The organism is Sphaerospermopsis sp. FACHB-1094 (assembly GCF_014696195.1).
Taxonomy (GTDB): Bacteria; Cyanobacteriota; Cyanobacteriia; order Cyanobacteriales; family Nostocaceae; genus Sphaerospermopsis; species Sphaerospermopsis kisseleviana.
Map to the genome: position 1 here is coordinate 16,363 of NZ_JACJPT010000046.1, position 22,788 is coordinate 39,150.

The window sequence follows — 22,788 nt, forward strand, 5'->3', positions numbered from 1 at the left end:
GATTTAAACCTTCATTCCTTGATGTTGATAATATTTGTGTGCTGCCATAGCCAAGGCAAAAAATCCCCAAAGAATCATCCCTGCTATACCCAGCATTGCACTACCAATAATTACCTGAGCGCAAGAACTTATTCCAATAGCACGAGCCGCATTCACAAAACTATCAAAACGAGCTACATTAGATTGGCTGACACTGGAAATCATTAAGATTAACCCACCGACATAAGGAACAGCACCAAACCAACCCAAAGTGAAAAACATATCTAAAATGCCACTATCAATGACAACAGCTTCTATTTGACCAGTCTTTTCATTCACCTTCCAGATATTGCCTAACCCGTTGCCCAAAACATTAGACAGAGCTAGATTAAGATTCCTTTCATAAGTTGCTGACCTATCATTAAAACTACTATCTTTTTCCAAATTAGAAAAAGTCTCCATTCGAGTAGTAATAACTTTAGAAATTGGCTCAATGGTAGTCAAGGGAATAACACATATTGCCATCACTAAAATGATTGTCATCAGGCGCATTTGAATTTTGACTTTGGCTGAACCCATAATCATAATTACCCCTAATAACCAACCACCCCAGTTAGTACGTGCCTGTGTCAGCAAAAACGACAAATAACCAACAGATGAAGCTGGCAAAATTAAAGCCCCAGAACTGGTAAATAACAATAGCAAACCAGTCTGCATAACAGCCGCATAAGGACCAACGGAGTGTAATGTACTCCAAACGCGCATTCCAAAAGGAACAGGATCTCCTGTACTGGTAAACATTTTTGATTCTATTAGCCAGTATCTGTCCCATTCAGGAGCGACGACAAATTGATAGATTCCATAAGCTCCTGTGATTAAAACACACCATAAAAATACCCGCTGAATGTGTTGACGATAACTAGGATAATCTCGCCAATTCATAAATAAATGAAATGCAAAAAGAATGGGACTTAACCAGTCTAAAAGTCCGCGGATAACTGGAACTGGTTGATTAAAAATTAATCCCACTAAAAAACCGTAGATCACCCCGATAAAACCTAAAACAAAAGGTAAGCCTCCTTGACGAATAGCACTAGGTAAGTGTTTCAACAAGGTGGCGATAGTGACAAATACCACTACATAAGGTGCAAGCATCATTTGCCGGGTGGGGTCCCAACCAATTCGATAGTCAACTAAACGAGTTAGGAAGGGTGTGAGAAACCAAATCCACCAAGTAAAACCAATGTAAAGAATGGGATGACGCAAGTATAAAAATACAGCAACTACGAAGGAAGAGGCGGGAAAAACTAAGCGTAATAAACTAGCAGCACCGCCAAAATAGCAAGTTGCTGTGAGCAAGATAAAGCCAGCAATGACTATCCAAGCTTGTGCTGATCTTTTTTCTGGAGAATAATTGGTTTGTAAAAAACTATTGAAAAGAATCTGTTTGGAAATCACTTTTTTGGTAATGGGTAATAGGTGATTGGGAAAAATTACGAATTACAAATTATCAATTATCAATTATCAATTATCAATTATCAATTTATTACTTTGCCATGCTTGCCAACGTCCCCGCAAAGAGGCTTGTAATTTTTTAGTGGCAATTGTGCCTTGACTGGGTAAAAATCTCAACCATTGTAATATTCCTAAACTATCCCTTGTCCCTATGAATACTGCCCAAAATAAAAAGATAATTCGGCGTAAAAGTGGTAAATGTTCTAATAAAACTAGGGTTTCATTATGAACTAAGTTAGTAAAGGCAATTTCATTAAAGTTTTCCCGCTGATCTTCATCAAAACGTTGGGCAGGATAGTGATCTACGGCAACGCTAGGATCATAAATAATTTTCCAACCTGCACGTTTGAGAGCTAGAGTAAATGCCATTTCAAAATGTACCTGTGCGCCAGTTCCTCGCATCCGTTGATCAAATCTTAATTTCCCCATTGCTTGGGTGCGAAAACTCATATTCACACCTTTAAGGACATCAACTTCACGAGGTTTTCCTACTCCTAAATGATGGTTGCCAATGACTCGCCCAAACCACTGTACACGCCCTACTCTTGAAGAAGAACCGTTTTCTATTTTCTCGCCTTGGTGTATCCAGTCACGTCCGCCCACTGCACCTATGCAACCATCGCTGTCAAAATGGGCAGTGATTTTTTCTAGCCAGTCAGGATGGGGAGCAGCATCATCATCAGTAATGGAAACTATGTCTCCGTTTACTGCTGTCAGTCCGGTGTTGAGAGCAGCTACTACTCCCGGTTGTGTAACTGTGACAATTTGCAATGGTAGGTTGTGGGGCGGAAATTCGCCCAGGAATTGCCATGTTTCCGTATCTGTATCCCGGACTACGACAATTACTTGATCAAATGGCTTAGTTTGGGCTTGCAGTGCGGTAAGGCAGCGTGATAAGTCCTGCGGACGGCGATAGGTGGGGATGAGAACTGTGTTCCTCATTTTGCATTAACTCTGTAAATAAGTCTAAATAGGTTTGTGCCATTATTGTCCAGCTATGTTGTTCAGCAATGGTGCGAGCAGCTTTACCCATTTGTTGGCGCAGTATATTATCTGTTAATAACAATAGGGCGGCAGATAAAGCATTTATGTCATCTGTATCCGGTAAAATAATTCCTGCTTCTGGTGTGACTAATTCTGCACCTCCTGTAGCCGTGGCAGTGATCACAGGTAAGCCGGAAGCCATTGCTTCTAATAAAACCAGACTGCAAGCTTCATATCGGGAAGGAAAAACAAAAAAATCTACAGCCCGCATAATTTCGGCTATATCCCGTCGATATCCCAAAAAATGCACTCTTTCACTGATGCCTAAACTATTTGCTAATTCTGGAAAGGGACTACCTTCTGTTTTTCCTACTACTGCTAAATGTAAATTGGGGACTTTTACTAAGGCTTGCAGAATTGAATCTAAGTTTTTTCTAGTTGTGCGAATATCTCCAGCAAATAAAGCTAAATTGACATTTTCCGGTAAACCTAATTTTTGCCGAGAAGTCACACCGGGAGAAAATTCTGTTAAATCAACTCCATTCACAATAACCCGAATTTTATCACAGGGTACACCAATATTTACTAATTCATCAGCCACTTTTCCAGATACAGCAATTACAACTTTACTTTCTCGAAATGCCTGTTTTTCAGCAGAGGCATTAATGGCAGTATATAGCCATTGATATAAACCATATACATCTTGACGATGACGGGAAATATGTACAGGCGATCGCCACCAAGAATTATGGACAAAATGTACTGCATTTACATCACTCGCACCTTTAGTAATTGCACCATTAACTTTAATTAAATCTACTTCATGGCGATGTTTACGTAACCAAGCACCACTTTTTTGAGCAAAGATAAAATTGCGAATAAATTCAGTAGGATATCCGTTGACAGGAATTTTAATCCAATTTACCCGGCTATTTTCTGCTAGTTCGGGTGAGATTTCACTGGCTAATAATGTCAAATGATGACCACGACGAATGGCTTCTAGAGCAACTTCATAATTTACTCTGCCCTGACCATCACCTTTTTGAATTTTATGGGTAACAATGCAAAGTTTCACTAATAACCTCTCTAGTTAATTAAATGTTTATTAAACACCCAGTAATTTCTGCGTGAATTTGGGATGTGTAAAACTGAGAGTCAGAGCTATTAAAGTTCGCAAGTTAAATTTTTGTTTCTGTAATGCTTGCCAAAAATAAGAACGTGCTGCTGTGGTTTGTTGATCTAGCATCAAGCCAATTCCTAAAGTTGTATGTGCTTCTAACCAGAGCTTTCTAAAATGTGAATTAAACTGTTGCAAATGCTTATCTTCCATAAAGGTTTGGTAACAGAAAATTTCACTTTTAGCTTTACGAATTTTTGCCGGGATATTCCGTCTACCACTGAGCATAGTATCTGTTTGCTCATGGGCGCGATATCGTGTTAATTTTTCTGGATCATAAAAAACTCCATATCCTGATATACAACATAAGTAAGTTAAATATAAATCCCACATTCCCCCAACTTCTGAGGGAATCATATCCCAATTAATTAAATTATTGCGAATTACAGCAGCAGCAGCAGTAGCTATACTTTTATCAACTAAGCCAATTTGGATAAAATGTTTGTGAATTCCCGGTGTGATTTGATCTCGTTTATAAGCTCGTGAATTTTCTTCAGTCCCAGGGTAATTAATCTGTCCTTGACCATCAATAATATATTGGTCACAAAAAGCCAAAATCAAATGAGGATTAGTTTCTAGATGTGGTACAAGTTTAGCTAGAAAATCTTGATGCCACATATCATCATCATGGAGACTAGCGACATATTTACCTTGTGCCATTTTAAAGGCATTCATTTGATTATTGAGCATTCCCACATTTTCTGGATGTCGCCAAAATCTGATCCGTGGGTCACAAAAAGATGCCACTAAATTTTCAGGATTTTCAGGACTACAATTATCAGAAACAATAATTTCAATGTTTTGATAAGTTTGGTTAACGGCGCTAGTAATTGCTTGTTTGAGGTATTCTGGGCGATTATAAGTAGGGATAATCACGCTAACCAGAGGTTCTGATATTTGAGTATTTATAGTCATAATTCAGGTTAGTTATTTTTTCTTTTCTGCTAGTTTTTAAGCTAAAGTCAGCGATAGTTTTGGCGTAAATTGTTTCTAATCTCTGAATGTGAAGATCCAGAGTAAATTCTTGTTGAAACCAAGCTTGTCCTTGTTCGCCCATGCCTCGACTTTGATGGTAATTTGTAGCTAGTTGGTTGATGGCATCTGCTAATTTTCGTGTATCATTAGCTGGTACAAGGATTCCTGTTTTCCCATCTTGCACATATTCAGGAATTCCACCCACAGCACTAGCAATTATTGGACGATAATGGGCATAAGCTTCTAAAGTGACTAAGCCGGCAGGTTCAGGCCAGAGACTAGGAAAAACTACAGCCAAACACTGCTGATAAAGTGTTTTAAGCTCTTCTTTATTACACCAACCATGCCAAGTAATACGATTACTTAAACCCATTTTATGGGCTAATTTTTCCATCTTACTTTTGATCCAACCTTCACCTGCAATATCAAGATGAATTTGCGAATGAGTTTTGGCTAAAGCTTTCACTAACCATTCAATTCCTTTATCGGGGACAATGCGACCCACAAACAAAATGCGCTGATTTTGATGAATTTCTTGAGTTAAAGATGCTGTAGGATATGTAGGCTGTTGGACACCGCAGTGAAGTGTAATTACTTGGTCGGGTGATAAACCATTATTAATAATTTGCTCTCGTACATAATTACTATTAGCAATTACAGGAATGTTGATTTTTTTGGCAGTGCTAAGAAAATTATAGCTATTCCGCAAATTCTCAAATATTCTTTGTGGTCTGCGACTACCACAACCATCTACTAAATGTCCCCAAGTACAACCTAATGGGTGCATATTGCGATCGCATTGTTTTTGGCGATCGGCTAAATATTTTGTACCACTGGGACAATAAGTACAATGATTATGCAGTGTAAATACTGCTGGACATTCCCCAGTCAATTCTAATAATAATTCTGGATCATGAAGGTGGAGTAACTTACATTGACTTTGATCTAAATTCTTAACAGAATTAATATGGGTCTTCATCACTCCATTCATAGGAAAATTGATCAAGGAAGATATGTAAGTTTCCATCCCCCCATTTCCCCTGATATCAACACCAGAACAGTGATATATTGTTTCTTGAGAAATTATGTTTTCATTTATGGTTAACATTATTTTCTCTATTTTCTCCTTTTTAGTTGAAAATCGCTGTAATTAAATCTTGCTTTAAGAAAATTTCCCTTAATTGATGTTGATAAAGTGCCTGATTATATTGTTGTGAATTTATCCTCGCAACTTTTCCCATTTCTCTTCTTTTGGATTCATTTTCTGCTAAAAATTTCAATTGATTAGCCATAGTTTGTACATCTCTAGGAGGAGAAATAAAGCCATTTATGCCATGATTTACCACATCTGCTGCACCACAATTAGAAGTTACAATTACAGGTAATCCACAAGCCATTGCTTCTAGTCCAACCAAACCAAAACCATCTTCTACAGAAGGTAAAACCAAAACCGAAGATTTACCAAAAACTTCAGTAGGATCATCTTGACTAAAATTCCAAAATTCTTGTTTAATATTGGTATGTTTGTTTAAGACTTCTGTCATAAATTGTCTTAATGCACGAGTAGAAGCACCACCAACAATCAATAATTCTGAGTTGGGGATATCAGCTTGTAAAAAAGCCTGAACTAAATAAGGCAATCCTTTTCTGGGTTCAATAGTTCCTACATACAGCACTCGAAAAACTTGATCATTTTTCACAGTATGATGAAATCTCTGAGTGTCAACAAAAGGAGTGAGAACCTTAACTTTTTCTGGTGCGAATCCGGCTTGAATAAATGTTTGTTTAGCAACTTCAGATAAAACGATAATTAAATCTGCTTGTTGACATTCTTCAGCAAATCTCTTGAGCATTTGGGGATGCATGGTTGCTACAGTAGGATCAGATAAAAAATCTAATTCTTGCTGAATTTGCTCCTGCATAAAAGGCAGATAATTATTTAAACAATATAACCAAGCTTTTGCACCTTGAGCTTTAGCTGCTTTAAATGCTAAGTTAGTTTGTCCAGCTACTCCCATAATTAAATCACAGGGGTATGATTTTAATTTTTTACTTACCTGTTGATCAAAATATAAGTCACTTAGCAATACAGCCCAATCATTACGACGACGCAAAATGGGGGTACTTAATAATCTTTTACTCCAAGGAGAATTACCTACAGGATATACAGTAAAATCGGTTTTTGGCACTGTTAACCCACTACAAAATACAGTTAAATCTCCTAGTTTATTTAAACCTAATGCAGCATTCTCTAAACAAACACCTTGTCCACCAGTGCCTAAATTTGTATTACAAGTAAGTGTGATTTTCATAATGGATGATTAAAAGTTGAGGTTGAGCAAACAGCATCGAAAATTTTTAAGTAGTCTTGCACTAGGTTTTGATAACTTAATTCTTTGTGTAAATAACTGCGATCAAACTGTAAAGGAGAGCCGGAAAATTTAGCAGTCGCTATGTGAATAATTACTTCCTTGATAGCCTTTACATCAGTTGGTTCAACTAACCAAACGCCTGGTTTATCTTGTAAATAATTCCAGTTTTCTCCGTAAGGTACTGCTGCTAAAATTGGTCGATCTGTCATTAAATATTCGTAGGTTTTACAAGAAATTCTTCCACCCGGTGTACCATCTGGACGATTTGGTAAAGTTATTAATAATAAATCTGCCTGTCTAGCTAGTTGAATAGCTTGAAAGTGAGGTAATGCTCCAGATACATTTACTACATCTGTAATATTTTGATTCTCTAAAACTTTATCAATTACAAATTCCGGAAAACTATTACCATAGACTGAGAGTTTGATTTTGTTTTTCCATGCTGGGTTTTGAGAGATAACTTCTTTAATAGCCTCACCCACAAACACCGGACTAGAACTACGATGATCAATTTTTGCTCGTTGATAATAACCCCATTCTAACCAAGCTTTATAAAGTTTTTTAGGTAAGGTTTTCTCTTGCGGGCGATGATAGAATTCATACCAGCCATTCATGCCACCTGTATAAACAATATCAAAAGAAAAATTGTCATTTTTAGAGTTAATAGGAGTAGTAAAATCTAATGGATCTGCGCCACAACGAATTAAATGAAACTTTGATTTTTGTGCTTCAGGTTGACGAATTTTTACTAATTCTAAATTGAATTGTGAAACATAAACTACTGCATTTGCTTGTCGTACATAAAAATTTTCTAGCCAACGTTCGAGATAATGATGTAACCAACTGACAGCATAAGGGTGCATATCAGTACAACTCAGTGAATCATCTAAACTAACTACCAAAGGCAACCCTGTGAGAAATTTTAGAGCAACTCCCAATAAACCAGCAGAATAGGGCATCATGATGACAAAAATAGCATCTGGTTTTTGTTGTTTAATTAATTGATATCCTTTAAATAATGCTGGTAAAAACCAAAATATCTCTGGATCTGGCCAAACTAATAATGTTAATATTTTCTCCAATTTTAGCTTTCCTAGCCATGTAATTAAGGCTTGGGGATACCAACTTTTGACATGACAAATATTAGATTTTTCTGATAAGAAACTACCATTCGTACCGGTTAATACATGAATTTGCCAGGTTTTCTGAATTTCGCTTAATATTTTATTAGCCCTATTAGCAATTGGTGTTTTTAAAGGTGGTAAATCATGAGCTATACAAAAAAGTTTTGGCTGATTTTGTGAGTTTTCTACAAAGTTATTTTTGGAATTGGCAGTGTTTCTGCTTTCAGTAAAATTGAAGTTTAGTAATTCTAATAAATAATGATTCATTTCTCCATACTCCCTATACAGTTTCAACAAACAGGCGAACAGCAGGTTAATTTATTTACTATTATCTATCTCCTATTATATGAGATTAAATTTGCTTATTAGCAGTCATTTGATATTGCATTTTGTGATATTGCCAAAGCTTACCTTTTTGTTCTATAAGTTCCTGATATTGACCTTGTTCAACAATTCTTCCCTGTTCTAAAACTACGACTTTATCGGCTTTGGCAATAGTAGAAAGACGGTGAGCGATCGCAATTACAGTTCTACCCACAGCAAGCTTTTCTAATGACTCCTGAATTAATCTCTCAGACACAGAATCTAAAGCACTAGTAGCTTCATCTAAAATCAAAATTTCTGGATTACGTAATAATGCACGAGCAATAGCAAGTCGCTGTCTTTGTCCACCAGATAACCGTACACCTCTATCTCCCAATTCTGTATCAAACCCTTCTGGCATTTCTAAAATAAATTCTTCTGCATTTGCTAGTCGCGCAGCTTCTCGAATTTTTGCCTCTGTTGCTTCTGGTGTACCGTAAGCGATATTATTCCACACAGAAGTATTGAAAATAAAAGTATCCTGGCTAACAACAGCTATCTTGCGACGTAGAGAATTAATTTCAAATTGCCGCACATCAATTTCATTAACATAAATATAGCCTTCGGTAGGATCATAAAAGCGAGGAATTAAATCGGCAACTGTGGTTTTACCAGCACCAGAAGCACCCACTAACGCTGTCATTTTACCTTTTTCAATTGTTAAAGTAATATCATGCAGCACTTGTTGATTGTGACTATAGCCAAAATTTACAGATACTAAATCAATTGATCTTTTCAAACCTGTAAATTCAATTGTCCCGTTTTCAAAGTACGTTTTATCCTCTCGTTTCAACAAGTTTTTAATATTCTCTGCCGAACCTTGAAGAGTGTTAATAAAAGCTCTAGTGCCATTAATATCTTGAATGAATGGTACGAGACGAAACAGTACAAAGAAAAATGTCAGCAAAGAACTAACTTGTAAAGTCCCATTCACCACAAAGCTACTAAAAGCCAAAATAATCATACCTATCAGCACAGTGGTAGCTGCACTTTCGGCAATGGGTTTTACTAATGTCCAAATGAGAATAACTTTAGTTGAACTGCTGACTATTTGATTACTAGCTTTGTAGTAACGCTGACGCTCTAATTCCTGAGTACCAGAAGCATGAACCGTGCGAATACCATTAATAAATTCTATGGCTATTGATGTAAAATTACCATTAGCAACTGAAATACCAAAACTGGATTCTCGCACTCTAGCATTGAGATTTGATAACCCAACAGCTAACAAAGTAAATAACAATATGGCAATTAGCGTCAATTGCCATGAAAGTAAAAGCATTGTCATGAAGTAGACAACAACTGTCAAGCCTCTAGTAAATAAAAATGCTCCCCCGCTAAAACCCTGTCTAATCTTCTCAATTTCTGTCGTAATTGTATTAACTATTTCCCCAGAACGACTGGTACTAAAGTAACTCAGAGAAAAAGATTGCAACTGTTCAAAAATTTGTTTGCGTAACCTGTCTCCAAGATATAATTGACAAAATTCCGTGTATATTTGAGAGAAATAATTGAAAGCAGCACGCATCCACGTACTTAATAAAATCAGACAAGATACACGATATAATCTGCTAATTGCTGAGGTATTAACTCCTAATATCCACTGGTCAAACCAATCTATTCCTATTTGAATGGGTGCAGCATTAGGATTAGTTAAATTTTGCAAAAATGACAGTAAGAAGCCAATACTTATACCTTCAAAAGTTGCTGCTAAAAAGGTAAAGACTAAGGCAAGTATAGTCACCTTACGAAAGTGTTTAAACTCTCGTAAAATTAAATGATTGTCCTGCCAGAATTTAGTGGTTTTCAGAAAATAGCGAAGCGGATTAAAAAAATGAGATTTCATTGATATTATCTAGCAGTATTGATCGATAGCTGATTTAGTTGTTCTGCATTTTCTAAACTTAGGTGGACTGCATCTGTTAAAAGCCAACAACGAGAGCCAATCAAACTCATATCCCCACGCAGTACATTGAATAACTTAGGTAAATTATCCAGACCATATTTACGCATCAAAACCCCTAAAAATGAGATGTTCTGTTTTCCCCTTGTACAAAACTTGAGCGATTGAAATAGTTTACCCCGCTCACCAATCTGCCACTCATAAGAAAAAATAAATTCTGGGGATTGTAACCACAACAGTATAGTTAATCCCAGCATTAAAGGACTAACCAATAGCAACAAAATTAACGCTAAAAGCCAATCAGTTATTCTTTGGATTACCCTGAATAATTGATGACTTTGTTTTGTGAATTGATTCATAGATGATGGGCTGATATATATTGGTTTTTGAGCTTTTTTACAAGCATTTGCCCAAAATTTTAATGCAGCATTACCTAGTTGTGGATCTATGGTTACTAAATTAACAGGAGAATGTTTTAAACACTCTACTAATAATTGTTCGTTATCTAGAGCAGGTAAATATGGTTGTTGTAAATTCACAGAAGACTTCACCAATAGCTGACCCATACGCCACTGAATTGTGCAGTATTGTAATTGATAATTTTTTGGGGACAACTGTGATATGGTGCTGTGTTCTTGTAAACTAGGAAAAATTGAAGTTGTCATAGGTATTTGCGTTTGTACAGTAGCCAATTACTGACCTAAAAATATGAGTTAACCTTTGTGCAATTCTGTAGATATGAAGATGTACAGAAAGCAACAAAAACAGTTAAGCAACAGCAATTAAGATAAATGGAGATTTAGGAAACTTGGTATTTCCTCTAGGTATATGTAGAGTGGAATTACCTTTAGGAACGCTCGCTAAATTAATTTAATTGACGCTACTTAATACTGTTGTAGCTATCACAGGAATCCTCTAATTTCAGTCTGGTGAATTGTTGTCCTCAATTTCTAGAATATAATAAAAACGAGAATTAACTAATGATTAAATCAATTCTTTATTGAGTCTTTAAATAGATAGGTTTTTTTCACACATAATGTTAAGCTATGATGAATCAATATTTTTTCGTGTTAAACATCATACATAAATTCTGTAATTTAAAAACTAACTAATTGGATTAGAAATATAATTATAAGTAGCTCAAACTAAAAAAACTCAGATCCAGATCCCCGATTTCTTTAAGAAGTCGGGGATATATACACTTTTTATTTGACGATAATTGCAAAATTATTTTTGGTATTTTGGGAAAAACCCTCAACTCTCAATTCTTGTCTTTTCATGATAAAAAAAGGCAAGGGTAAAAGGATTAACTTCCTTAACCATAACCTTTTTCATATTTACCAAGCCAAATTTTGAGTCGAATATTCACAAAGGTAAGCATTCAGCCGTCAGCTATCAGCAAAACTCACAAAAACACAAATTTCAGCCTGTGAATTTATCTACTCAAAGCCTGGTAATCTAGTAAAATTATGATTTTATTAACAACCACTCTACTTACATCTGAAAGCTGTTAGCGTAGCGTGGCATAGCCATTTACTGATTACTGATAGCTGAATACTTACTCACAAAGAAAGTATTGTTGCCACAAAAAGGAACCGTGGAAATCATTGAGCTATTTTTCCACAAATTCTTTTAGCACTAATTGTTGTTGTTTGACATAAGGAACATAAGTGCTATCAGAATTAGATACTCCATTAGCCACAACCCCAATCAGATTTAACTTGCTCAACATTGCTGTAGCTTGGGCTAAATGGTTGCGTGTCACCCTACCAATGCTGGCTACCATAACCACACTCCGACAAGATGAAGCTGTCAGCATTGCATCCACTATACCGATAACTGAAGGAGCATCTATGAGTACCAAATCATAGTTTTCTTCAAATGCTGCCATCAGTTCCATCATGCGTGGAGAACTCAAAAGATGAGCCGGATCTACAGGTATTGGACCAGCGGTTAAAATGTCGATATAGGATGAACCGGAGTATGGAATTCCTATTTGATGAGGAAGGCTAACATCACTGGATAATAGAGTGGACAAACCTTGTTCATTAGGAAGATTCAACTGTTTGTGCAAGCTAGGATCACGTAGGTTAGCATCAATTAAAAGCACCTTTTTATGTAACCTGGCCGCACTCATAGCTAAACCTAAAGTGAAAGCTGACTTACCTTCATCTGGCAATGCTGATGTCACCATCAAAGATTTTAATTCAGAGACATTGTGGAGAAGTTCGATATTTTTATAAATCAAGTCTAGTGATTCCCAACGTGGTGGAGATTGTAAGACTTGAATTGTCCAAGGAGCAAGAACTTCAGGTTTACCAAAAGGCAATTTGATGATTGATTCTTTCGGTTTAGCTGGTGGCAATTTGGGAGTTGTTCCCAACAAAGGTAGAGCAACTTGTTTTTCTAATTCAGCAGTAGTGTGTACAGAATCATCCGATGCTTCTCTAATAAAGGCTGCAACACCCCCTAAAATAAATCCCACTACTGCGCCCAACAAAAGATTTTGTTTGAGATTTGGTCCTAATTGTATGCCTCTTTGTGGTTCTTCCACCACTTCCCAATTAAATCCACCTTTGGCCAGTTCTTGACGTAATTGTTGTTCTGCTCTCAACAGTTGCTCCAATCTTTCCCGACTAAATTCTAATTGAGGAAGTATGCGATTGTAATAAGCCAAGAGAGAGGGAAACCTTTTTAGTTGCGCTCTTAGTTCTTTCTCTTTTTCTGCCAAAGTTTGATCACGGGCGCTTAAAGAAACTATATTGGTTTGAGTTTCTACTAATTCACCTGTGAGGTTAAGGTCAATTTCTCCCAGTTGGCCTTGTTCTAGCAGATTGTCTGCAAAACTGAATGCACTGCTAGACTGTCTCCCTAAAGTTCTACTAACTTCTTTTTGCAAAAGTTCTTTTTGACTGTTCAATTGTTCTTGGAGCTTCTGCACACCGGGAGTATCATCAGTAAAACGTAAGCGTTCCTGTGCTAAAGCTAATTCTGTTTTTTGGATTTCGTTGAGTAAGCCTTGATAACGTGTAGACTGACTGAGACGGGAGGAAACCAAGGCATTCTGAGGAGAACGATTCAACTGTTCCTGCAAAGACCTCTGCTTGGCCACAGCTTCTTCATATTGAGAACGAGTTATTTGTCGCTCTTTCTGGATATTATTTAAGGATTCTTCAATTGCTTTGGCCTGCAACTCTGGATTAATTAAATTCTGGTTTCTCCGAAATCGTTGCAAATTGGCTTCCGATGCGTTCACCTCATCATTAGCTTTTCGCAACTGCTCTCTAATAACTTGCAGACCTCTTTTTAAACGTATATCCTGCTGTTGTTTGTTATATTCAACATAAACTTGCCGAATGGCAGTTAGCACTTTTTGCGTTTTTTCTGGATCACCATCACTATAGTCAACTTGAAAAATTTTAGTAGCGATATTATCTTCTGGAGTCTTGATTTGACTGACGACTAAGTATTTTTTAACTTCCTCTGCTGTGATATTTGGATATTCCGACTTGAGTTTATCAACTGCTTTTTGGATTAGTCCAGAACTCCGCATCAAATTCAATTGTGTCGCTGTGTCAATAACAACGTTAGAATCTGTAAACTGACGTTCTACTGGATCTACTCCTTCTTTTTTGCCTTGATAGTTAGGTTCTACTAACAGTTGCATTGTACTTTGGAAGGTGGGCTTGGTCTTTAAAGTTATGATTCCTGCTAAAGCTGTAGAACTCAGAAATACCAAAACAACCCAGGGGAATCTCCTGACAAACACAGCCAGCATTTGTCCATAACCTGGTTCTTGATCTGCTACTGGAGTTATCTGGGGATTTAGACTAGTTTGAACCACTTTTATTATCCTTCTGTGGGAGACGCTATGCTTAGTTTGCTACCCTTTATCAATTGATAATTGATAATTGACAATTGACAGTTTTTTCATTTGCTCCAGAGGTAATTGTCAATTGTCTATTGTTAATTTTCCATTGTTAAAGGGTCAAGCTAACAAGGTAAATATTCAGCCGTCAGTAATCAGTAATCAGCTATTATCTGGGATTTATAAGCATTTTCAGTGAGGAGTTAGGAATTGATTTTGGTGTCAGTCTCCCCTAAAATTCCTGGAAAATTAGCCTGAAAAGCAGTTTTAGCTGACTGCTGACAGCTGAATGCTTACCTAATAAGTTAAATAAATGAGTGATGCACACCAGCAAATTGAACAAGAATATCCTCAACTTTAGAGAAGAATGCTTGTTCTGAAAAATTGTTTACGGCATGATTACGAATATTTTCGTAATTCCAAGATATTCCTCTAGCCTCTAATAATGCGGCTTGTAGAGAATCGGGTGTTTGTCTCTTAAAAAAAACTCCCGTTTTACCAGGTATTTGAGTATCTAACACCCCACCGGATCCATAGGCAATTACTGGAGTTCCACTAGCATTTGCTTCTACTGGAACTAATCCATAGTCTTCTAAAGCTGCAACAATAATCGACTTAGCACTAGAAAATAAGTCTTTACGTTTGCTATCAGTAACGTGACCTAAAAATTCAATATTGCCTAATGCTTTGGATTTTAACCTTTCTAGTTCGGGTCCGTCACCTGATATTAATAAATTCCACCCTAACCAATTAAAAGCCTCGACTATGATATCAAGACGTTTATAACTTATCATCCGCGCCGATGCCAAGTAGTATTCCTCCTTAGTATCAGAAAAAACAAACTGATTGGTATCAATTGGATAGTTAATCACAATTGCTTGTTTACCGTAAATTTTTTGAATGCGACGGGCAACAACGCTGGAATTAGCAATGTAGAGGTCTGGTTCTTGAGAATATTTCAGGTCTACATTTCTCATCATTGCAAATATTTTTTCAATTAAGGGGGCAAAATAGCGATAGTCTGCATACTCCCTTAAATAAGTTTCTGTATCCCATAGGAAACGAGTGACATTATGACAGAAACAAATGTGCTTTGCCTGTGGTTTTTTACGCACTGCTTTGGCAAAACTTGTACTACTACTGATAATTAAATCGTAGTCTTCTAAATTTAATGCTCGAAAGGCAGGAAAGTACAGAGGAGCCATCACACGAAAATACTTGGCAGCACCGGGAATATTTTGTAAGAAAGTTGTTTTAACTAAACGTTCACCCAGATCAATTGTTTTTTGAGGATCATACAAGGATGTGAAAATGTCGGCTTCGGGGTAGCGTTTACAAAGCAATTCAAACACTCGCTCTGCCCCACCGCGCTGGGTTAAGTAATCATGGACTAGAGCTATTTTCATGGATGATGCCTTATATGATAGTGTTGACTATTTGACTAAATTATTGGCTGTTGCATCAGGGTGTACAGATGTTAATAATCTCTATGTTTATAGCAGTATTATGTCTGTACTAAACCCGTCCTTAGGTAGTTACAAGCTGCAACGTCAGTGTACCAAGTGTCTGATAGCTTTGGTTAGTCTAGCTATCGCACTGCTAATTTGATGAATGGCAAAACCCACAAGGTTTGTACATTCAATTACATTACTTAATCAGGCATTTATAGTGTTAGTAATTAGTACAACCAAAGGGATTTGACAATACCATTGGCAAACCACGAAAAATCTACTATATAGATATGTTGATATTTCGCTTTTGGTGTTTTTTCAACTAGGTAGATACTTGTTAATAAAAATTTTAATTTTTCCGATCAAACTGGAAGTTGTAACAGAATACCAGGTCAAGTCTGATTGATTTGCTCGCTTTGAACAAAAATATCGATTTGTTCAAATCTTAGTGATAAAAAATTTTCAGCCCCCAACACAAGGGGGCTAAATTTCAGTTTTGATGTAAGTATTCAGCTATCAGTAATCAGCTATTATTGATGATTTTCTTCTTTTTCACTGACTACTGAATGCTTACGTTTTATGGTTAATTTTTTACTTTATTTGACACCTACTAAAGTTTTCGCAGGAGCAAAATAAGCTGTTTGTTCAGCACGTAATCTGTCACAAAGTCTACCTTCTGGTAGTTCTACATCATCATAAGAAATGACTTGATCTTTCTGAATATCTCGTTTTAAACGACATCCTTCTGCTATCCCCATTGGTAGTAAATTTTCTTGCTGTACAATATCGGAATTTTCACATTGTCCATAGGTCATATAATAACCAATGCCATCTAGTGTTTCTCCCGCTTTTAAATCAATTTTGGCTGTAGCAACTACATCTACCACTGGACTAGCTAGGGGAGCTAATACAGCATCATGAAATAATACTGCACGCGCAACGGAAAGGGGAACTTCAAAATGGCAAAGGTGATAGGGAGTATAGAAACTATAAAGGGGTCCTTCACCTAATTTATAAAGATTCAGATAATGTCTTTGTTTGGGGTCTTCATGGGTAGCAAAAACAAATACTCCAGGACTGGGTTTTGTTCCTACTACATAGTCAACAATACCGCCTAATTCTTTGAGTTGATCTATGTCATACATTTTGGTCATTTCATCAACATGACCTGTGTATTCATAGCCTAACATTCCCCGTTTTGCCACTTTCATGCCTGTGCCGTTAGCAACAATTGCTTGTTCAAAGGAAATTTTTGTACCGTCTGCAAAACTTGTCACCATTGCGGGATTTTGTCCCCAACGTTGAGCAAAACCGGCTTGAGTTGTAGGGTTACGATAGGGGTCTTGTAAACCTTTAATATTGCCACACAATAAGGGTGTTAAACCGATGCTTTTCACAAAGCGGTAGAGGTTCATTTCTACCCCTGGTTGATCACCATCACAAGCTGTTAAAATTACGCCAGCGCGGTCTGCATGAACTTTGAGAATTGGTCCAATTGTTCCATCTAATTCTGCATTCATTAAAATGATATGCTTTTGATGGGCGATCGCTCTCATGACTAAATGAGCAGCATATTCAATTGTTCCTGTGACTTCAATGATTGCATCTATGCCTTCTGCTGCACACAGTAACATCGCATCTTCTGTTACTGCATATCCACCTTGAGCGATCGCATCTTCTAAATCTACTACACTAGAAACAGTTTGAAAATTCTCAATTCCTGCTTCTAAATAAGCTCTTTTCGCTGTCTCAATGTGTCGGTTTGCAATCGCAACTAATTCCATTCCGGGAACGGAATTAATAATTTGATTGGCAATTCCCCGACCCATAAAACCAGCACCAATCATTGCTACTTTTACAGGGTTTCCTAATTCAGCACGAGCTTGCAAAGCTTTATCAACAATAATCATCTTAAACTCCTATTAAAATAGATTCCAATAAAGACCAATTGCGATCTTTTTCAGATATTTCTGTTACTTCTAAAGGCCAAGAAATATCTAAAAGTGGATCATCAAACCGCAACCCACGCTCATAACCAGGGGTGTAAAATTCACCCACTTGATAAACAACTTCTGCATTATCAGTTAAAGTTTGATAACCGTGAGCAAACATTTCTGGTACATATAAAGCGCGGCGATTTTCTGCACTCAGTTCTACACCTATATGCGACAGATAAGTAGGAGATTCAGGACGCATATCCACAATTACGTCATAAATTGCCCCTTGAGTACAACGCACTAATTTTGTTTCCGTCGCGGGTGCAATTTGATAGTGCATTCCTCGCAATGTGCCTTTTTTATGATTAAAAGAAAGATTGCATTGGGCAACGGTTGGTTTTAAACCATGTCTGATAAATTCATCACCGCAAAAAGTTCTCGCAAAAAAACCACGATGATCTGGCTTTTCTTCTAGATCAATAATGAAAACACCAGCAATATGAGTTGATGAGAAAATCATAGCTTTTCAAAAAAATTATGCTCAAGTTCACAAATTTATTTTGGAATTAGGCTGATTCTTCTAAGCCTACTTGGGGAATGATTCTAGTAAAGGTATCATCATTGTATTGTGTACAAAGCTCAGGTCGTTTCGGTGGGTTAGCTGTGTACGCAAAAAAGATAGTTAATCTTTCTTTCTGTTTGACAGTACCGTGATGTAAAATATTTCTTGTATCTGCAAAAATTACAGTTCCCGCTTTACCAGTACATGATTTCTAAGCAGATTTTGGAATTATTTTCATCATCTTTTCGTTGTTAGTTCCTAAAAAGCCAGAACGCCATAGTTCATAATCAACTCGATAGTATTTGACTTGTTCTAAGAAATTAGCTGGTAGTGGTATATATTCAAATGGTCCATGCTTTTCCGTCACATCATTTAAATAGATAATGACTTTAATCATGCGCCGATCTTCGGAATCTTTATGCCACAGCAGTGTTTCTGATTGCTGCTCATTAGGGTAGTCTTTCCGCACATGGACACCATGAAAAGCTATAGGTAAACCTATATAATTTTCAATAATGTTTTGTAGTCGTTTTTCAATTCCCCAAGCCAAAAATTCTGGTAAATCTGTAACCGTGTAAATTTGCGGCAACGTATATCCTGCATGCATATTACTATGATTTACCATTTCCTGGGCATAATTATTAGCAATAGCCCACATTTTTGAAGTAGATGCTAAACCTAACTCAGATAAAGATGTAATGTAAACACCATCTTTTTTGAGAACATCCACAATCAAGCGATCGCTCGCATTCAGAGCAGGTAAATTTCTTTGATGTTGTCTAAGTTGTGTTTGATAATTCAATTCAGACTGCAACAAAAATGCTTTGTCTTTAATCCTACCAAACATAACATCCCTCCCTACCTACCAATGAAAAGTTTAATTTGTCATTACCAAAGTTTGAATTATTTCTTTCTTGTGACTTCTGAACCTTGACTTCTGAGAGATTCTGCCATTCTATACTCCCTAACTGGCATTAATTCAATAGCAGCCATACCAGCTAACGCTAAAAAAGGAACAACTATTTTAATGGCTGAAATTGGCCATCTTCTTAAAGCACCCAAGAAAACCTTTAAATCAACCTCACGGAAATTTTGCAACATCATGCGGCGACAAAATTGGCGCGAATATCCAATTTCTTCCAATTTGACAATTACTTCGGGAATGTCTTGATATTGCATTAATAAAGCTGAGTTTATCTCTTTTTGCCAATAACTCACACCCACAATACATTCTAAATAGGTTTCTTTAGTAACAATCACTGAACCATGACTAGCACAATACCCAGCGAAATATACTAAAGATAACCAATTGTTTTGAGCATCTGGCCAAATTTTCAGAGAGCGTTTAACCAAGTCAACATGATATATTGAAGCTGAGAGAAAACTAACAGCACCTACACTTTTGGTAAAACAATACTCAAATATTGCCTTACCATCTCCATTTCCATCTTCGCTATCAGCATCAAACCAGCGATTACCAACAATATTTGGAGGATGTACTGGTTCATTTGTCAACTTATGGCGACCAGAAAAATTCAGAAATAATAATGATAAATTCTCATGAGCCTTCAATTTATTAACTACATAAGCAACGGCTCTTTCCTGAATTGGATCATCATCACCAATTGTCCACACATATTTTGTTTGACTCTGATTCAAACAACAAACAATGTTCTTAATTAATCCCACATTGACGTGATTTATATTAACATGAAATGTCAAATCTTTCAGCTTTTCTTGCCATTTTTTAATCACGTCCTCAGTGTTATCAGTTGAGCAATTATCAGAAACTAAAATCTCACACTCCGATTCAAATCCTTGAATTGCCTGAGATAGCCATTCTAATTGTTGATCAAGATATTCAGCCCGGTTATAAGTAGGAATAGCAATGGTGAGTAATTTAGTCATGGTGAACACCAACAATCATGCTCGTTGATATAAAAAACTGTGGAATTAGTAACTTTTAGCTATTTAAGACAAAACCAGGATGGGTTTTTCAATAGATGTTGATAATTGCATGAAGTTCTGAATCTGCTCTTGGGTTTTTTCCTTCATGTCATAGCTTTGTTGCCATGCTTTATTCCAATCAACAATCCAAGCTAATGCAGTTTTTAAATCTAACCGAGCTTCCCAATCTAATTGATTACGAGCCTTAGAACAATCTAATGTTAAATAATTAGCCTCATGGGGTTGAAATCTACTATCTTGAACCCAACTAGCATCATTACCCCAAAGTTGTTTTAGCTGTTCCAATATCCAAGCGACTGTTTTTACTCCTGATTCATTGGGTCCAAAATTCCAGCCTCCCCCGTAAATACAACCGTCAGTAAATAATTTTTCTGCTAACATTAAATAACCATGCAGAGGTTCTAGTACGTGCTGCCAAGGACGAACTGCTTGGGGATTTCTAATTACTACGTCTTCCCCTGCTAACCAAGCTCTTAAAATATCAGGAATCAAACGATCTTTTGCCCAGTCTCCTCCACCAATAACATTTCCTGCTCGCACACTGGCTATGGCTACTCGATGTTGAGCATAATTAATAGGATGGAAAAAAGATTGACGGTAAGCTGTAGTTACTAACTCAGCACATCCTTTGCTGCTGCTGTAAGGATCATTTCCTCCCATCGGGTCGGTTTCTCTGTAACCCCAAACCCATTCCCGATTTTCATAACATTTATCAGAAGTAACGGAAACTACTGCCCTGACGCTAGATACGGTTCTGACGGCTTCCAGGACATTTACCGTTCCCATCACATTCACCGCATAGGTATCCACGGGGTTTTGATAAGATTCACGCACCAATGGTTGAGCCGCCAAATGAAGGACAATATCTGGTTGGAAAGTCTGCATTACTTCCTTGAGATAGTTTAGTTCTCTCACATCTCCTATTACCGATGTCATATCATTAGCTACCTGAGCTAACTCAAACAAACTCGGATTTGTGGGCGGAGTTAAAGAATAACCACAAACTTCAGCCCCTAACATCTGTAGCCACAGTGACAACCAACTACCTTTAAAACCAGTATGTCCTGTGACAAAAACTTTTTTCCCGTACCAAAAATTTGATTTCATTACTTAACCTTTCACTTGATTATGTGATTTCAATCCAAAATCCAAAATCTAAAATCCAAAATCCAAAATCTAAAATCCCAACTTACTATTCCCAAACTTTCCAAGGAGCTTTACCACTTTTCCATAGCTCCTCTAAATATTGTTTATCTCTTAAAGTATCCATTGGTTGCCAAAATCCATCATGTTTGAAAGCTGATAATTGTTCCATTTCTGCTAACTTCTCTAATGGTTCTTTCTCCCAAATTGTGGAGTCATCAGCAATAAAATTAATTACTTCTGGTTCAAGAACAAAATAACCACCATTGATCCAAGCACCATCACCTTCTGGTTTTTCTTTAAAACTGGTAATTTTAGTTTGTTCTTGTCCTAAAGAAATTGCTCCAAACCGTCCTGCTGGCTGTACTGCACTCAGTGTAGCTAAACTTTTTTGTTCTTTATGAAATTTGATTAATTCGGTGATATTTATATCACTGACACCATCACCATAGGTAAAGCAAAAAGTGTCATTACCAATGTGTTCTCTCACTTTTCTTAAACGTCCACCAGTCATGGTATTATCACCTGTATTGACTAAGGTAACACGCCAAGGTTCAGCATATCCAGAATGGATACTCATCTGGTTAAATCTCATGTCAAAAGTTACATCGGACATATGTAAGAAGTAGTTAGCAAAATATTCCTTGATGATGTAACCTTTGTATCCGCAACAAATGATAAAGTCATTAATACCATGAGCCGAGTATATTTTCATGATATGCCAAAGAATTGGCTTACCTCCAATCTCAACCATTGGCTTAGGTCTGATACTGGTTTCTTCACTGAGGCGTGTACCAAGACCCCCAGCCAAAATTACTGCTTTCATGCAATTTACCTCAAAAATTTGCCGATAGGTGATGATTTGAGTTCGGGATGAAGAGAATGTACAGGAAATAGAGAAACAATGAACTTCTGTAAGAATTCAAGATTCATGATTTTGAGCGTTTTAGCCGCAACACATCTAAAATTCTCGTTCTGGAATTTGAATCCTTACGAATTTTTATATTTTTCCCTAGAAAGAATCTAAAATTAATTTAACTGTAAAATGCTGAATAATTATGAAGAACAAGTAAATTTAAAACAATTTATATGTAAAAAAATCATGAATTACAGTAAGAAAAATTTTAGTTTTATACAATCCAAAAAATCAACTAATATAAAATAACTAGCATCAAACATTGCCTACCTCCAGAAGTATGATTTCTTCTTAACAAACAAAAAAATGCTAGTATCACAAAAGTCAGGAGTCTGTAGGGGTTTAGCAGTGCTAATTAGGGTTTGCTGATAGCGTAGCGTGGCGTTAGCCATATAAATCCGAAAACTTTACAGGTAAAGGGTTTTAGCTATTTTGACTTGTACTGAGCGACTTGTACTGAGCCTGTCCTGAGCCTGTCCTGAGCCTGTCCTGAGCCTGTCCTGAGCCTGTCCTGAGCCTGTCCTGAGCGGTGTCGAAGGGCGGTGTCGAAG

16 protein-coding genes and 1 pseudogene are annotated in these 22,788 nt (G+C 36.9%); all 17 read right to left on the reverse strand.

Going from position 1 to position 22,788, the window contains the following annotated elements; translation table 11 throughout:
* Positions 1-3: 3 nt before the first annotated feature.
* The 17 genes and pseudogenes from H6F47_RS15170 to rfbF all read right to left on the reverse strand — a co-directional run bounded on the left by H6F47_RS15170 (position 4) and on the right by rfbF (position 22,147).
* Positions 4-1,437, reverse strand: coding sequence for an O-antigen ligase domain-containing protein (locus H6F47_RS15170; RefSeq protein ID WP_190649841.1), 1,434 nt, complete (start codon positions 1,435-1,437; stop codon positions 4-6).
* Between the two features lie 66 nt (positions 1,438-1,503).
* Complete coding sequence (locus tag H6F47_RS15175) at positions 1,504-2,436, reverse strand: glycosyltransferase family 2 protein (RefSeq protein WP_190649843.1); 933 nt, start codon at positions 2,434-2,436, stop codon at positions 1,504-1,506.
* The gene (locus tag H6F47_RS15180; protein ID WP_190649845.1) at positions 2,354-3,553 is read right to left on the reverse strand and encodes a glycosyltransferase; all 1,200 of its coding nucleotides are present in this window, start codon (positions 3,551-3,553) and stop codon (positions 2,354-2,356) included. The genes H6F47_RS15175 and H6F47_RS15180 overlap by 83 nt, the downstream gene beginning before the upstream one ends.
* A gap of 30 nt (positions 3,554-3,583) precedes the next feature.
* Positions 3,584-4,570: a glycosyltransferase family 2 protein gene (locus tag H6F47_RS15185; RefSeq protein ID WP_190649847.1), complete on the reverse strand. Its 987-nt coding sequence runs from the start codon at positions 4,568-4,570 to the stop codon at positions 3,584-3,586.
* Complete coding sequence (locus H6F47_RS15190) at positions 4,533-5,738, reverse strand: glycosyltransferase family 4 protein (RefSeq protein WP_199291178.1); 1,206 nt, start codon at positions 5,736-5,738, stop codon at positions 4,533-4,535. Before H6F47_RS15190 ends, H6F47_RS15185 begins: the two co-directional genes overlap by 38 nt.
* 22 nt (positions 5,739-5,760) lie before the next feature.
* The gene (locus H6F47_RS15195; RefSeq protein WP_190649849.1) at positions 5,761-6,942 is read right to left on the reverse strand and encodes a glycosyltransferase; all 1,182 of its coding nucleotides are present in this window, start codon (positions 6,940-6,942) and stop codon (positions 5,761-5,763) included.
* On the reverse strand, positions 6,939-8,393 hold the full coding sequence (locus H6F47_RS15200; protein ID WP_190649851.1) for a glycosyltransferase: 1,455 nt from the start codon (positions 8,391-8,393) through the stop codon (positions 6,939-6,941). The genes H6F47_RS15195 and H6F47_RS15200 overlap by 4 nt, the downstream gene beginning before the upstream one ends.
* Positions 8,394-8,478: 85 nt before the next feature.
* Positions 8,479-10,335, reverse strand: coding sequence for a heterocyst formation ABC transporter subunit HepA (hepA, locus tag H6F47_RS15205; protein ID WP_190649853.1), 1,857 nt, complete (start codon positions 10,333-10,335; stop codon positions 8,479-8,481).
* Between the two features lie 5 nt (positions 10,336-10,340).
* The gene (hepC, locus tag H6F47_RS15210; RefSeq protein ID WP_190649855.1) at positions 10,341-11,057 is read right to left on the reverse strand and encodes a heterocyst development glycosyltransferase HepC; all 717 of its coding nucleotides are present in this window, start codon (positions 11,055-11,057) and stop codon (positions 10,341-10,343) included.
* Between the two features lie 947 nt (positions 11,058-12,004).
* Positions 12,005-14,236 (reverse strand): polysaccharide biosynthesis tyrosine autokinase, encoded by a 2,232-nt coding sequence (locus H6F47_RS15215; RefSeq protein ID WP_190348010.1) that lies wholly within the window; start codon positions 14,234-14,236, stop codon positions 12,005-12,007.
* Positions 14,237-14,565: 329 nt separating this feature from the next.
* Complete coding sequence (locus tag H6F47_RS15220; RefSeq protein ID WP_190649857.1) at positions 14,566-15,666, reverse strand: glycosyltransferase; 1,101 nt, start codon at positions 15,664-15,666, stop codon at positions 14,566-14,568.
* A gap of 641 nt (positions 15,667-16,307) precedes the next feature.
* Entirely contained in the window at positions 16,308-17,621 is a 1,314-nt protein-coding gene (locus tag H6F47_RS15225) for a Gfo/Idh/MocA family oxidoreductase (protein WP_190649859.1), read from the reverse strand.
* A gap of 1 nt (position 17,622) precedes the next feature.
* On the reverse strand, positions 17,623-18,168 hold the full coding sequence (gene rfbC, locus H6F47_RS15230) for a dTDP-4-dehydrorhamnose 3,5-epimerase (protein WP_190649860.1): 546 nt from the start codon (positions 18,166-18,168) through the stop codon (positions 17,623-17,625).
* Between the two features lie 46 nt (positions 18,169-18,214).
* A pseudogene (locus H6F47_RS15235) lies at positions 18,215-19,057 on the reverse strand (phytanoyl-CoA dioxygenase).
* 56 nt (positions 19,058-19,113) lie between these two features.
* Positions 19,114-20,118 (reverse strand): glycosyltransferase family 2 protein, encoded by a 1,005-nt coding sequence (locus tag H6F47_RS15240; protein WP_190649863.1) that lies wholly within the window; start codon positions 20,116-20,118, stop codon positions 19,114-19,116.
* Positions 20,119-20,181: 63 nt separating this feature from the next.
* Entirely contained in the window at positions 20,182-21,285 is a 1,104-nt protein-coding gene (gene rfbG / locus H6F47_RS15245; protein ID WP_190649865.1) for a CDP-glucose 4,6-dehydratase, read from the reverse strand.
* 85 nt (positions 21,286-21,370) lie between these two features.
* Positions 21,371-22,147, reverse strand: coding sequence for a glucose-1-phosphate cytidylyltransferase (gene rfbF / locus H6F47_RS15250; protein WP_190649867.1), 777 nt, complete (start codon positions 22,145-22,147; stop codon positions 21,371-21,373).
* Positions 22,148-22,788 lie beyond the last annotated feature (641 nt).